Below are 13,893 nucleotides of genomic sequence, written 5' to 3'. Positions count from 1 at the left end.
TGAGTCCGCCGTAGTATTTGGCGAAAGGCATCAGAGTGTCGCGAATCCTGGCCTGTTGCTCGGCGGTCTTCTTGAGCAGACGCTCGGCGACGACGAATTTGACGTCGCTGCGGGCAATGAGGATCTGTTCGAAGCGGTCCTTCACCCGGCGGATACTGTCGGCGACAAAGGCGAAGCGCGGGCTGTCGAAGATGGCTTCCTGGACACCGGCCATGAAGCGGAAGCGCAGGTCCTTGCAGACCTCGCCGACCTCGCGGAGGAAGTTGAGGTCGAGGATCAGCTCCTGGTCCTTGCGGGTGCGCAGGTAGTCGAGCAGCTCGTCGACCACCAGCAGCAGACCTTGTTCGGGGAAGACCTCGCCGAACTTGGCCATCATGTCCTCGAAGGCCCCTTTGTGGCTGCTGATGGTCCCGGCTTCGGGGAACACATAGTCCACGCCGAGTGTTTCGAGATGCTCTTCGAGTTCGGCCACCAGGATGTCACGCAGGGACATGGTGGTGGCGCCGATCTCGGTACGGATGACCTTGAAACGCCCGGCGATCTGTGCGGCTGCATCGCGCACCGTCGGATGGGTCACGGCATCGACCAGACTGGCGTCGGCGGCCAGGCTGGAGACCACCGACATCAGATGCGACTTACCGGTGCCATAGTTGCCGACTACCATGACCGCTTTGTTATCGGCGGGCTGGTCGAACTGCAGTTGCGGAATGATGAGCTGACCGAGGCGCTCGGCCATCTCGTCGGAGACGACGTAGCTGCGCACGAGCTGGGCGGCGGCGCTGGACTTGTCCGCATCGCGCAACTGGACCACCGTTTCGATGGGGTCGAATTGAATCAGATCTCCGTAGCGCATGCTGGCTCCTTGTGGTGATGCAGACTGGCGATTCAGTTTAGACGATTGAGATAGCCGATTCAGCGGTCGGAGTCGATCGTTGCACCGCCGTCCATGCCGACCACGAGCGTCTCGACGCTGTCGTAGCGACGGTATTCGGGGTGACCAGGCGCGGCGTAGTCGAGCCGCCCCGCCTGGTAACAACCGTTCCATGAGGCCAGAACCTGTCGGTTTCTGGACAACCTTTGCAGCAGCCGTAGGGGATCTTGCCGCAGCCGCGGATCGAACAGCAGCTCAAGGTGATCGAGGATGAGGAGTGGCTGGGGCTGGGGCTGGGGCTGGTTTGGATTCAGGGTCTGAACCAGCGCATCATCCAGCGTCTGCTCAAGGATGCGCGGTAGCCGCAGGGCTCTTTGCTTTGGGGTCAGCTCGAGCAATTGGGCGGACAACGCGAGATTCAGATTGATCAACGGGACCGCCCGCTTTGCAGCGATCCGTCGGAGCGCGGCGGTCTTGCCAGCGCCGGTCTCGCCGACCAACAGCACGAGCTGATGATAGAGACCCGCAGCAGCCACTAACGCATGGTGTAACCTGTCGTCGATGGAGCCGGTCATGACCACTCCCTGTTCATCAGCCTGGTCGCGGCGATGGGTCGCTGGATCATACGCCAACTGTCCGCCTGCTTGGGTCAGAGGAGTCTCCAAGCGAGCCTGAGCTGGAACGGGTTGCCGTTCCCAGCACGGGTTGCCGAACAGCAGCAGGCCTCGACTGATTGCCCGTGCTATCGCTTGCCCTGAAGCTCTGGGGTTATAGTCGGCTCTTCGCCTCGCCTCGCCTTGCTTTGGTGCTCAAGCGCAACGACGAGGCTGCGATGAGTGGATGCATCGGATGATTGGACGCATCGATGGAGACGGATGGCCGCATCCATGGCAACAACACAAGCGAGAGACGCGAAGAGAGACGCCCAAACAGAGACGCCAAGATGTCGAACAACCTCCACCCCAACACCCAAGGCCCCTTTCGCGCTGATCAGTTGCGCGAAGGGGATCGCTACGAGTTGAGCCAGGGGCATCCGATCTACTGCGCCCCTGCCGGGCGGGATCATGCCGGTCGCAACCTGGCTGGTGGCGGCGCCTTGGAGACCGACCCGGATGTGGAATGGGCGGGCGTCGATGCTGGCTTCTCGCCGGAGTCCGGCACCCTGTGTGCGCCCGATATCGCCATCGCCCCGGACGGCGATGAGCGCGGCTGGATTCCCGGTGTGCCGCCACTGGCGGTCGAATATGCCGGACCCGGTCAGGATGCCCAGGAACAGGAGACCAAGATCGCCGAACTGCTGGCCCATGGCACGCAACAGGTCTGGGTGGTGCGACTGGTTGGACCACGACTCGTCGAGGTGCGCCGGCGCGACCAGCCGGTGCAGATCCTTGGCCCTGGTGAGCTGCTCAGCGCCCCTGGCCTACTGCGCAACCCGGTGCCGGTCGAGGCGCTCTATGATCGCGATGCCAGCCATCGCGTCATGCTGCGCAATCTGTTGCAACGCGCCGGTTATGAGAGCATCGAGGCTATTCGCACGGAGGGCCTGAACGCGGGTGTCGAGCAGGGGATCGAGCAAGGCATCGAGCAAGGTCTGGTCGAGGCCATTGTCGATCTACTGACTGATCGCGGCTTGACCCTTGACGAGGCGGCCCACGCCCGTCTCTCGGCCTGCCATGATCAGGCGCAGCTCAAGCAGTGGCTGCGTCGCGCCGTGCGGGCGAAGACGCTCGACGACTTGTTCGAGGCCTAGCCTGAGCCTGAGCCTTATGCTCAAGATCACCGCAAGCATCCAGATCCCCGAGCAGGAACTGCACGAGCGCTTCGTGCGCTCGCCAGGGCCAGGTGGACAGAACGTCAACAAGCTCGCAACCGCGGTGCAGCTCAGTCTTGATCTCCGGGCTTCGCCATCGTTACCCGATGCGATTCGCGAGCGCCTGCTGAACAGCGGTGATCGACGCATCGATCGCGATGGGGTATTGACCATTCACGCCCATCGTTTCCGCACCCGCGAGCGCAACCGCGACGATGCCCGTGCCAGGCTCGCCGCGCTGATCGCGCGCGCCAGCATCGTGCAAAAGCCGCGCACCCCCACTAAGCCAACCCGCGCCGCAAAGCGCCGTCGCCTGGATGAGAAGGTTCGGCGTGGACGGATCAAATCGATGCGCAGGCCTGTCTCAGACGCCGATCGATCCTGATCCTGCTCGCAGCTGGCACAAGCATCTAGCGAGCCAACCGCCGTTTCCGTATCCTTGTGACATTCAGTTGTTGCCGGCGCAGGCGCGCGCCCAGCTCACCGACGACAGCATCCGATTGCCTGCCTTGATGACATCGCAGATTGCAGTCCAAAGATCCCGGCCGCCTGGGGCTTTCGGTAAAACAAGCGCTTCCTCGCCGAGGGTGGCGACGTGCGATATCGGTGAGTCCCTGAGGCTGCCCGAGGGCCCGGATAACCTACTCTTTACGCGGTCGACATTCAGACCCCGGTGGGTGATCTGCTAGAGTGCCGGCAAGCCAGTTTGAGCTGTTTGACCGCAGCGGTAACGCCTAAAACCCCTTTGTGCAAGACAAGATTCCATGAAGCAACAGATCCAAGGGTTGGTGCGCACTGCGCTCGATCAGCTCGTCGCCCAAGCTGTCCTCGATCCGCTCGCCTTTGATGATGGCTTGCCGGAGCCGCAGATCGAGCGCACCCGTGATGAAACTCACGGCGACTTCGCCACCAATGCGGCAATGGTGTTGGCCAAGCTCGCCCGTACCAAGCCGCGCGAGCTGGCCGAGCGCATCGTCGCCGCGCTGCCAGCATCGACGTTGATCGACCGTGTCGAGATCGCTGGCCCCGGCTTCATCAATTTTCATCTTGCTGCCAATGCCTTCCATGCGCAGGTTGCTGAGATCATTGCCCAAGGCCCTGCCTTCGGCCGTTCGCAGATCGGCGCCGGCAAGCGCATTCAGATTGAGTTCGTCTCCGCCAACCCGACTGGCCCTTTGCACGTCGGGCATGGCCGTGGCGCAGCCTATGGCGCGGTCGTTGCCGATCTCCTGGCTGCGGTCGGTTACGACGTGCACCGCGAATACTACGTCAACGATGCCGGTCGCCAGATGGACATCCTCTGCACCTCAGTCTGGCTGCGCTACCTGGAGCTCTGTGGGGAGAGCCTGCGCTTCCCCGCCAACGGCTATCGCGGCGATTACGTCTGGGATATTGCGGCCTCACTGCATCGCGAGCACGGTGACGACTATCGGATCTCGGTCGACCAGGTCTTCGCCGCCATTCCGGAAGACGCCGCGGCCGCCGACGAATTGGACGCCAAGGGTCAGCCGCTGCCCGATGCCCCGCTCGGCAATAAAGAGGATCACATCGACGCGCTGATCGCCAACAGCAAGCGCCTGCTCGGCGACAACCGTTATCGGTACGTCTTCGAGCTGGGGCTGAATACCATCCTCGACGATATCCGCCAGGATCTCGCCGAGTTCGGCGCCAGCTACCAGGAGTGGTATTCCGAGCGCACGCTCACCGAGAGTGGCGCTGTCCACCGGGCGATCGAGCGCCTGCGCGAGGGCGGCCACGTCTATGAGCAGGCCGGCGCGCTCTGGTTCCGCTCCAGCGTCTTCGGCGACGAGAAGGACCGTGTACTGGTGCGCGAGAATGGCCAGACCACCTATTTCGCCTCCGATATCGCCTATCACATGGACAAGCTCGAGCGCGGCTTCGAGCGCGTGATCGATGTCTGGGGCGCCGATCATCATGGCTATGTGCCGCGCGTGAAGGCGGCGCTGAGCGCACTCGGCGACGAGGCCGAGCGGCTCGACGTGCTGCTGGTGCAGTTCGCGGTGCTCTACCGCAGCGGCCACAAGGTACAAATGTCGACCCGCTCAGGCGAGTTCGTCACCCTACGTCAGCTGCGCAAAGAGGTCGGCCGCGATGCCGCCCGCTTCTTCTATGTGATGCGCCGCTGCGAGCAGCACATGGACTTCGACCTCGACTTAGCGAAGAGCCAGTCCGCTGACAATCCGGTCTACTACTGCCAATATGCACATGCGCGCGTCCAGAGCGTGCTGCGTCAGGCCGCCGATCGGGGCATCCTGGTCGAGCCCAGCAGCGGCATCAACAATCTCAATCAGCTCAGCGAGCCGCATGAACTCGCGCTGATGAAGACGCTGTCGCGTTACCCAGAGGTGCTCGAATCCGCGGCTCTTGGCCATGAGCCTCATCTGCTCACGACCTATCTGCGCGCATTGGCCAATGACCTACATACGTACTACAACGCCCATCAGTTCTTGGTCGATAATGATGCGCTCCGAGATGCGCGCATCAAGCTCATCCTCGCTACCCGCCAGGTGTTGAGAAATGGGTTAACGCTCATCGGTGTTTCGGCCCCAGATCAAATGTGACCGAATAGATGTGACCGAACAGAGAAAACCGGGATCAAGATGACCAAAGACTACCGCCGTCCAGCCCCAGCGCCGCGCCGTCGCGGAGCCCGCCGTGGTACCTGTGCCTTCTGGTTTTTGCTCGGCGGCGTCCTCGGTGCCTTCGGCGTCGGCTATGCCTGGATGATCCATGAGCCGGCTGCACCTGGCGCCATCAATGAAGAGGCAACCACGCGCCCACCAGCAACCCCACCGCAAGAGCGCCAATTCGACTTCTTCAGTATGCTGCCGGCCGAGGAGGTGGTGGTGCCGACCGAGGAGGCCGCCGAGCCGATTGCTTTGCCACCGGCTAAACCTCAAGCACCGGGTGCCGAGCCGACGCCACAGCCAGTCAAGACCGCTGCCGCAACACCAGCGCCCAGCCCCGTTGCGCCTAGCCCTGCGCCCAATTCGACCGCCAACGCTGCTCCGAGCGGCGGCAGTGGTGACTACCTGCTGCAGCTCGCCTCATTCCGCAACACCGCCGATGCAGAGCGACTCAAGGCGCAGATGGCCCTGAAGGGGATTCAGACCAGTATCCAAACCGTGACCATCGACAATGGCCAGACCTATCACCGGGTCCGCACCGCGGCCTACGACAAATCCGCCGCCCAAGCGATGCGCGCCAAGCTCCAGAGCGAAGGCCAAGAGAGCATCATGATTCGCACGCGTTGACAGCTCGCAGCCCTTGCCGGAGCCGCAAGGTGTAAACTCGACGCATACCGATAGCAGTCTCAGCCCAAAGTCTCGATGTCTGACGATAAGACCACCCATTTCGGCTACCAAAAGGTGCCGGAGAAAGAAAAAGCCGATCGCGTGCGCGCCGTATTTGACTCGGTTGCCTCGCGTTACGACCTGATGAACGACCTCATGTCGATGGGCATCCATCGGCTCTGGAAACGGCGCGCCATTGAACTCGCGGGGGTTCGCCGAGGTCAGCGTGTACTCGACCTCGCAGCCGGAACCGGTGATCTCGCGGAGCAGTTCTCCCGCATTGTGGGTGATTCGGGCGCCGTGATCATGTCCGACATCAACCAGGCGATGCTCGCGCAAGGCCGAACTCGGCTCGTCGATGCTGGCATCGTCGGCAACCTCGACTATGTGCTCATCAACGCGGAGAAGATCCCCTTCGCCGACGACAGCTTCGACTGCGTCACCATCGGCTTCGGCCTGCGCAACGTCACCCACAAACAGTTTGCGCTCGATGAGATGTTCCGCGTGCTGCGACCCGGCGGGCGGGCACTGGTGCTCGAATTCTCGCATCCGACCGTCAAGCCCCTCGCCAAGGCCTACGATGTCTACTCGTTCTCGGTCCTCCCAACCCTGGGTCGTTTCGTTGCCGGCGATGCCGACAGCTATCGCTACCTGGCCGAGTCGATCCGCATGCACCCGGACCAAGAGACGCTGCGCTCGATGATGGAGCAGGCCGGGCTGGAGCGTTGCGAATACTTCAACCTGACCGGCGGCATCGTCGCCATCCATCGCGGTTACAAACTGTGAGTACCGACTGGCAACCCCCTGGCGAGCATGACCAGACGAGCGAGCCTGGCCTAACGCCACCGTCAGCGCTCCTCGCTGCCGCGGAAGCGGTGATCAACCGGGTTCTCGCGCTCGATCCTGAAGGTGCCGCAAGGCTCGCCCGCGTGCAGGGGCAAGTGCTTCGGGTCGAGCTGCTTGGGTTCGGCATTCATCTGTTCGTGGTTCCAGAAGCCGCCGCGCTGCGCTTGTTCGGCGACTACGCCGCCGAGCCCGACTGCATCCTGCGCGCCACACCGGCAGCACTCCTAGGTATGGCCCTAGCGCAACACCGCGAAGACGAGGTCTTCAGCGGCGCGGTCCAGATCGATGGCGATAACGGTCTTGCGCAGACGATCGGCGACGTCTGCAAGGGACTGGACATCGATTGGGAAGAACAGCTCGCCGCCCTCGTTGGCGACAACATCGCGCACCAGCTTGGCAATCAGGCGCGCGCCGCAAGCCGCTGGGCTGAGCGCAGCCGCCACAGCCTGCAGACCGACGTGCGCGAGTCTCTGATCGAGGAAGGCCGTTTCTTGCCCAGCGAGACCGAGGTGCGAGACTTCCTCGACGGGATTGACCGCTTGCGTGACGACGTCGAGCGCCTCGAGGCCCGCGTTGAGCGGCTCGCTCGCCTGCAGAGCCAAAGTACAGGGACCGATCCCACCTAGCAGCCATCCAGCGTCTGCTTCCCGCTCATTGTCCCGCGGGGCCCATCGAGTCGGGAGGCCGTCGATGCGAGACGGCTTGAACCGCGCAGCTGCAGACACGTTTAGGACAGCCCGGAGCCACCGAACCGCTCATGTTTCGTCTCTCGCAGTCGCTGCGACTCCTCCACATCAATCTCGTGTTGCTCAAGCATGGCCTCGACGAGGTGATCGTCGCGACCAAGCTGTTTCGGCCGCTGCGCTTCTTCCTCTATCTGGCGCCCTGGCACTGGTATCGGCGCGACCTGCCGGCCTATCCGGTACGGGTGCGCCGCGCGCTCGAAGAGCTGGGACCGATCTTCATCAAGTTCGGTCAGCTGCTCTCGACCCGCGTCGATCTGCTGCCGGAGGACCTGGCAGTCGAGCTGGCGCTGCTGCAAGACCGCGTCCCGCCCTTCCCCGGTCCCGAGGCGCGGCGGCTGATCGAGAAGGCCTGGGGCGTGCCAATCGAGACTGTGCTCGATGAGTTCCAGGAGCAACCGCTTGCCAGCGCCTCAATCGCGCAGGTCCATACCGGACGCCTGAAGAACGGCCAAGCGGTCATCGTCAAGGTGTTGCGGCCGGATATCGCGCAGATCATCCGGCGCGATGTCGACCTGATGCTGACCTTCGCCCAGCTCGCGCAGCGCTATTGGCCTGATGGCCGACGGCTGCGGCCGGTCGAGGTGGTGCGCGAGTACGAGAAGACCATCTTCGACGAGCTTAACCTACAGCGCGAGGCGGCCAACGCCTCACAGCTCAGGCGCAATTTCAAGCACAGCCAGATGCTCTACATCCCCGAGGTGTTCTGGGACTGGACGCGGCCGACGGTGATGGTGATGGAGCGCATCTACGGCACCCCGGTGTCGCAGGTGGAGCAGCTCAAGGCGCAGGGCATCAGCATGCGTCTGCTTGGCACCCGCGGGGTTGAGATCTTCTTCACCCAGGTCTTCCGCGACAACTTCTTCCACGCCGACATGCACCCGGGGAATATCTTCGTCGAACCCTCCGGGCGCTATATCTCGGTCGATTTCGGCATCGTCGGCAGCCTGACCAAGGAGGATCAGCGCTATCTCGCCGAGAACCTGCTCGCCTTCTTCCGGCGTGATTATCGGCGCGTTGCCGAACTCCATGTGGAATCGGGCTGGGTGCCACGCGGCACCCGGGTCGAGGAATTTGAGTCCGCGATCCGCACCGTCTGCGAGCCGATCTTTGAGAAGCCGCTGTCGGAGATCTCGTTCGGCGGCTTCCTGGTCAACCTGTTCCAGACCGCGCGGCGCTTCGATATGGAGATCCAGCCACAGCTGGTGCTGCTGGAAAAGACCCTGCTCAACATCGAGGGTCTCGGCCGCCAGCTCTACCCACAGCTCGACCTCTGGACCACCGCCAAGCCGTTCATGGAACGCTGGATGCGCGAGCAGATCGGCCCGCGCATGCTGGCACAACGCCTGTGGCATAACTGGCCAGCATTGGCGGAGCGCTTACCCGATCTGCCAGTGGCGGTCACCCGCATCATCGATCAGCTCGAGCATCAGGCGGCACTCTATCCAGCAGGCGGCAGTCAGGGCCTGAACCGGCTGACCACGCAGATCCGCACTAACCATGGCCGAACCACCGCGTCACTGTCCGCGATCGCGCTCGCGGGTCTGGCAACGGCGCTGATCCTGACCCCGCCTGCCGCCACCGCAGCCATCCCGCTGCTCGCACCCATCGCCGCTTCCCTGCTGCTGCTCACGAGCCTGATCATCCTCTGGCGCAACCTGATTGCGCCGACCAAAGCCGAATAGCGATCTCGATACAGGGCGCGGCATTTGCCGGCGCCCCGCACCTTAGGAGGGTCTGACCTTGCGCTTGTGGCCAGCCTTCTCCAGCTCATCGAGATAGGTCTTCCAGAGTTCTTCTTGGTTTTCACCAAGCTTGTAGAGGTATTCCCAGGAGTAGATCCCGGTGTTGTGCTCATCGTCGAAGAACAGGCAAACGGCATAGTTGCCGACCGGCTCGATGCGATCGATGTTCACCTCCTCTTTGCCGAGCTGCAGAACACGCTGGCCAGGCCCATGGCCTTGGACCTCTGCTGAGGGTGAGTAGACGCGCAAGAACTCCACCGGCATGGTGAAGTGCTTGCCGTCATCGAAGCTGATCTCCAGCACACGCGAGCTACGGTGCAGATTGAATTCGGTTGGGGTGGGCATGAAAACTCCTCGGCTTTGAATCGTAACCACGAAACGCGGCTTGCGCACAAAGGTGGGGATTCAGACGCCGATATCGAGCAAGCCGCGCCGTATAACCTGCCATCGCTGAGCTGAGTCAGCGTACTCACCAACAACGCTCGACGCTAGCACCCTCACCTGATACCCCTTTCGCGCCGGTATTGCTCAGCGTCAAGGCACCGCAGGTGTCGTCGTCCTGGCCACCATTGCTGTTGGGGGTCGCCTTCAGCCTGAAAGACGTCCGCGTCGGCTTGGGATCGAGTGCAATCGAGTAGTACTTGGTACTCCCTTCCTTCGGCGCGGCAGCCAAGGAAACGGGCAGTGCCACCGCATTTCCTGCACCATCCTCATCGTAGCGGGCATGCTCGGTGTAGAAGCGGTGCATCCATTGCGCGCCTTCCGTGAGCACTGCCTTCGCGTCGGCGCGCCGAGCCTTGATCACAGTGTCCCGGTAAGACGGGTAGGAGACCGCAGCCAGGATACCGACGATCGCCACCGTGATCATCAGCTCGATCAAGGTGAAGGCACGGAATCTCAGAGATCTCAACGCTGCAACCTATTGTAGCTGTCGCCAGGATTGACGCCCCGCGGTCGCATCGCCGGCCTCTAACACGGGCATCAAACCGCCTGTCGAACCCGCCGTGTATTTGTGCTCAACAACTCCCGCAGAAATCACCGCGGGGGTATTGATGATGCCAACCTCCGACTCGACTGACGCAGGAGGTGAACTTGTTTCGAGATAGCCGTCGCCATCGATATCCAGCGCAATCTCGTCAATCACATCGCTCATGTCGATGCTGCCGTTTCGGTCAACATCGAAGACCGGCGTCCCCATCTGCGCCCCGGTGAGCATATCCAGTTCCGTGATCCAACTCGTCCCGCCAGCCTCGCATGGCTCCAGTGATGGTACCACCGAGGTGAAGATGACGCGGCCATGACGAACCAAGGAGGGACTCACAATGCGCTCGCCCTCGGCACCAGCAGTCGGTGAGATCAGGTCGAGGAACCAGCCTTTGCTCAGCGCCCAGCTCAACGGGTACTCGGATGTAATACGCCAATTACGCCCATTCTCGCTGATCTCGGCAAGGATCGCCTGTTGGGTCAGCTCGGAGCGCACAACGGGATCATCATCGTCCCAGATGCCGTACAGGCTCTGTACCTCGGTCGAGGCGTTATCGCCGACCTCGAAATACTGTCCGGTCCCGAAGAGTACGAGATAGCCCCCGTCTGGATGCGCGACGACCTCTGGCGGCGCAGTAATCGGTTGCCGCAGATCCTCCCCGCCGGAGGGATAGCTGGCCTGAAACAACGGCTCAGGATCATTACCCGACTTGAACGCGCTCCCCCATTGATTGGGATTACTGGAAAGATCGAATTTCCAAAGGTTGCCATGCAAATCACCGGCGTAAACGGTCTCGACCTCGCGATCCGTATTGGGGACCAGGACCGGACCCGCCAAGCCATTAGGGTCGGATGGGTCGCCTACCTCGGTCTCGATCGCCGTCAACAGTGATCCGTCCTCAAGGTCGATGACCAAGAGCACCGCGGCTCCATCATCACTGCCATAGCCGTTCCCCAGGATCACACCCCAATCTCCGCTGGTCAGCAAACCGACGGACAGATGAATGAATTGATTGACCGGATACCCAAGCGTGCTATCCGAAAACTCCCATAGGATATCGTTGGCATCGAACTGATCCGGATCACTGACATCGAGCGCGAACAGTGAGCGCCCACCGGCCCCAAGGCTACCGATCAAGACCGTCCGCCAAGAGCCTGCGATACAGGCATCGGCGAGCTGTGGCGAGCCATCGACATAGTAACGATGGCTGTAGCCAGGATCTGCCAGCGCGGGCAGTTCCGCTAGCAGTCCGGATGGGATGAAGGCGAATTGCTCAACACCTGTTTCCGCATCAAACGCGTGCAACATGCCATCGTTGGCGCCGACATAGAGCATCTTCGTCCGGGCCGCCTTCGTCGCCAGGTAGGTCGCGTAAGTGGTGCCGCCACAAGTCGTTGAACGATATCCATAGTCCGCCCCACCGGCGAATGCAGGATTGGAGTTGACGATGTCGCCGAGCAGATAGTCGCGCTGTCGGAGCGCCCCAGACGGATACTCCTCGCTCTGATCGCCCCGCACCCAGTTGACGACCGCCTCATCAAGATCCAGCGCGGTCAATGCAGCCTGCTGATCAGCGTCCAGACTACTCCAGCGGAATGCAACGCGTTCACCATCGATGATGGTGAAGACATCACGAACGCTCGCATCAGGAATCGCGCCAGCGCGATCCGTATCCCATACCGCATGTTCATCGATATTGGCATCGGCGTCTGGATCGCTCACTGAGCCGTCGCTCTCGATCTTGTAAGCAAGCAGCCTTCCGCTCCAGTCCGCCGTATTGAACTTGGCCTGATAGATCAGGGTATCCGCGTTGATCCGTGTCGAGTTCGAGGCGACAGAGGCCGAGGAACTGGCACTACGCAGCAGGATGCTGTTGACCGCATCGCTGATCGTCTCCTGCAGGTCTGCCGCTGTGTTGGCGGTCATCATCTCGCCACGGCTGTTGATGGTGGCATGGTAGAGATCATCGACCTGCACCGGATGACGCATAGTGCTTGGCTCTTGCCAATCAGGCGGGCCAGGATCAAGGTAGGCATCGTCGATATCCTGATGGGTCACACCGAAGATCTGACCTGTGGCGCCGAGCGTGATGCCGTAGGTCACCATGTGCAGATGTTCGTTACAATCGAGCCACTCAGGCGCCGCATCCGCGCCGCATTGTCCTGGAACAGGCACATCCCCACTATCGAGGCCGGACCGGAGCGTTTTGTCGTAATAGTGCATTGCGATATCGGCGATGGTGCTGCTGTAGACATCCGCATAAGGCGGTCCTTTCGAGCCATCGGCATTGCCGATGCCGCTGATCGTATCCGGGTTGGAAAATCCGTCAGTAAACAACAACGCAAAGTTCTTCTGGCAGCTGTATTCGATCACCGAGGTGTTACTGTCGAACTGATCACCTGCGTAGTCCAATGCGTGGCGATTCGGGGTTCCGCCACTACCGACCGCACCATAGAGAAAATCGAAAAAACCCGCTTTCTCTTGCGCATCGGCAAACTCCCACATGCCCTGCAACGATCGGTTGTTGATGCGAAAGCCACCGGCACGAAGAAAATCCAGATCGGCAAAGGCATGTCCTCCGCTACCGCGCAAAGTCAAATGACGCTTGCGATAATAGGTGAACCAGTTCGCAAAGTTTTGTATCTCCTCTGCATAGCTTCGGCCGCTCGGGAAGGTAGTCGAAGCCTTGATCTCATATCGCACGAGGCAGCCGCCATCGGGCGCGATCGCATCGACATCGCCACTTATAAACGTGCTCGGCGCCGCGACGAAGGCCAGGTAATGAGCCGGATTTGGCTGATCGCAAGAGCCGTGCATCTCATTGACGCTATAGGTTCCGGCCTCGGCTTTGACATAGTAGGTCGCGGGATAATAACGAATGCCGACATCCTTGTTTGAGTTCAGCGTCACATCAGATTGAGCATCCGACCAGCCCGATCCATCGTCGTAGTGGGTGTCAGAAGGGATCACCATCCCCTCGTGCATCTTGAACACCCAGTTGCTTGAATCGCTCTTCTGCTCGCTGGTCAGATCCAGCGTCCCGTCGCCCTTGACGGGGTCCGACAGCGCCGCCGAGGGGTCGGCATCGGAGAAGGTCTCGCTGCCGCTCGATGACCAGGGATCATAGGTCTCGTCATAGTCGTAGTACATGCCGTTATAATCGGCAGAACGCACAAAGGCGTAAGGCGCGATCGGTGGGACGGCATAGTGGTCATGCGCCGAATCCGAATAGACCCGCGCCCCCTCGCTGGTGCCATTGGGAAAGAGGTAGACATATTTTTTCCAGGTGCCATCGGCGGACCCGGCATTGTTGTAGTTAACGGCCCCGGATACCTCGCTGTCGTCTTGGCCACGCCCTACAAAGCGCTTGTCATTTGTATTCCACCATAACGCACCATCATTGCTCGGCAATAGCACTTCCGAATCCATGCTTCCCGAGTCGTCAACAATCAATATAATGTTGGGCTCCACCTGGATGCCCGAGTGCAGCGGTATCTGCGCGATCTCCACCGCCTCCACCACCTTTCCCGTCGGCACACCGGCGAAACAGGCAGCGACCAATGCCACTATCCGCAAATT

Annotated in this window: 12 protein-coding genes; 7 read left to right on the top strand and 5 right to left on the bottom strand. The window is 61.4% G+C overall.

Annotated features, from left to right (window positions below; genetic code table 11):
* A partial coding sequence (locus tag CCR96_RS15560) for a DUF6079 family protein (protein ID WP_242519126.1) occupies positions 1-853 on the bottom strand: 853 nt, incomplete at its 3' end.
* A 59-nt stretch (positions 854-912) separates the two neighbouring features.
* Positions 913-1,503 carry a BREX-3 system P-loop-containing protein BrxF gene (gene brxF, locus CCR96_RS15555; RefSeq protein ID WP_242519125.1) on the bottom strand — a complete coding sequence of 197 codons (591 nt, stop codon included), beginning with the start codon at positions 1,501-1,503 and terminating at the stop codon, positions 913-915.
* Between the two features lie 311 nt (positions 1,504-1,814).
* On the opposite strand from brxF, the gene CCR96_RS15550 reads away from it, so the two are divergent.
* The 7 genes from CCR96_RS15550 (at position 1,815) to ubiB (ending at position 9,269) form a co-directional block, all read left to right on the top strand.
* Positions 1,815-2,621 (top strand): Uma2 family endonuclease, encoded by an 807-nt coding sequence (locus tag CCR96_RS15550; RefSeq protein WP_201221033.1) that lies wholly within the window; start codon positions 1,815-1,817, stop codon positions 2,619-2,621.
* Between the two features lie 16 nt (positions 2,622-2,637).
* A complete protein-coding gene (gene arfB, locus CCR96_RS15545) occupies positions 2,638-3,066 on the top strand; it encodes an alternative ribosome rescue aminoacyl-tRNA hydrolase ArfB (protein WP_201221032.1) in 429 nt (142 codons plus the stop codon).
* Between the two features lie 379 nt (positions 3,067-3,445).
* Positions 3,446-5,263, top strand: a complete 1,818-nt coding sequence (gene argS / locus CCR96_RS15540) for an arginine--tRNA ligase (RefSeq protein WP_201221031.1) — start codon at positions 3,446-3,448, stop codon at positions 5,261-5,263.
* 39 nt (positions 5,264-5,302) lie between these two features.
* A complete protein-coding gene (locus CCR96_RS15535; RefSeq protein WP_201221030.1) occupies positions 5,303-5,956 on the top strand; it encodes an SPOR domain-containing protein in 654 nt (217 codons plus the stop codon).
* A 75-nt stretch (positions 5,957-6,031) separates the two neighbouring features.
* Entirely contained in the window at positions 6,032-6,781 is a 750-nt protein-coding gene (gene ubiE, locus CCR96_RS15530; protein WP_200245436.1) for a bifunctional demethylmenaquinone methyltransferase/2-methoxy-6-polyprenyl-1,4-benzoquinol methylase UbiE, read from the top strand.
* Entirely contained in the window at positions 6,778-7,467 is a 690-nt protein-coding gene (locus CCR96_RS15525) for an SCP2 sterol-binding domain-containing protein (protein ID WP_201221029.1), read from the top strand. The genes ubiE and CCR96_RS15525 overlap by 4 nt, the downstream gene beginning before the upstream one ends.
* A gap of 131 nt (positions 7,468-7,598) precedes the next feature.
* Positions 7,599-9,269 carry a ubiquinone biosynthesis regulatory protein kinase UbiB gene (gene ubiB, locus CCR96_RS15520; RefSeq protein ID WP_201221028.1) on the top strand — a complete coding sequence of 557 codons (1,671 nt, stop codon included), beginning with the start codon at positions 7,599-7,601 and terminating at the stop codon, positions 9,267-9,269.
* Positions 9,270-9,311: 42 nt separating this feature from the next.
* Here the strand turns inward: ubiB and CCR96_RS15515 are convergent, their stop codons facing one another.
* The 3 genes from CCR96_RS15515 to CCR96_RS15505 form a co-directional block, all read right to left on the bottom strand.
* A complete protein-coding gene (locus CCR96_RS15515) occupies positions 9,312-9,674 on the bottom strand; it encodes a gamma-butyrobetaine hydroxylase family protein (protein WP_201221027.1) in 363 nt (120 codons plus the stop codon).
* A 124-nt stretch (positions 9,675-9,798) separates the two neighbouring features.
* Entirely contained in the window at positions 9,799-10,239 is a 441-nt protein-coding gene (locus tag CCR96_RS15510; RefSeq protein WP_242519124.1) for a type IV pilin protein, read from the bottom strand.
* Positions 10,240-10,248: 9 nt separating this feature from the next.
* Complete coding sequence (locus CCR96_RS15505) at positions 10,249-13,875, bottom strand: pilus assembly protein (RefSeq protein ID WP_201221026.1); 3,627 nt, start codon at positions 13,873-13,875, stop codon at positions 10,249-10,251.
* Positions 13,876-13,893: the final 18 nt, after the last annotated feature.

The sequence above is a fragment of the Halochromatium roseum genome (assembly GCF_016653315.1).
GTDB classification, from domain to species: Bacteria; Pseudomonadota; Gammaproteobacteria; order Chromatiales; family Chromatiaceae; genus Lamprobacter; species Lamprobacter roseus.
This window is presented reverse-complemented; position numbering and strand designations above follow the sequence as displayed.

Excerpts from the sequence above, each read along its gene's own strand:
- CCR96_RS15550 (WP_201221033.1), top strand. The coding sequence starts at position 1,815 with ATGTCGAACAACCTCCACCCCAACACCCAAGGCCCCTTTCGCGCTGAT.
- arfB (WP_201221032.1), top strand. The coding sequence starts at position 2,638 with ATGCTCAAGATCACCGCAAGCATCCAGATCCCCGAGCAGGAACTGCAC.
- argS (WP_201221031.1), top strand. The coding sequence starts at position 3,446 with ATGAAGCAACAGATCCAAGGGTTGGTGCGCACTGCGCTCGATCAGCTC.
- CCR96_RS15535 (WP_201221030.1), top strand. The coding sequence starts at position 5,303 with ATGACCAAAGACTACCGCCGTCCAGCCCCAGCGCCGCGCCGTCGCGGA.
- ubiE (WP_200245436.1), top strand. The coding sequence starts at position 6,032 with ATGTCTGACGATAAGACCACCCATTTCGGCTACCAAAAGGTGCCGGAG.
- ubiB (WP_201221028.1), top strand. The coding sequence starts at position 7,599 with ATGTTTCGTCTCTCGCAGTCGCTGCGACTCCTCCACATCAATCTCGTG.
- CCR96_RS15515 (WP_201221027.1), bottom strand. The coding sequence starts at position 9,674 with ATGCCCACCCCAACCGAATTCAATCTGCACCGTAGCTCGCGTGTGCTG.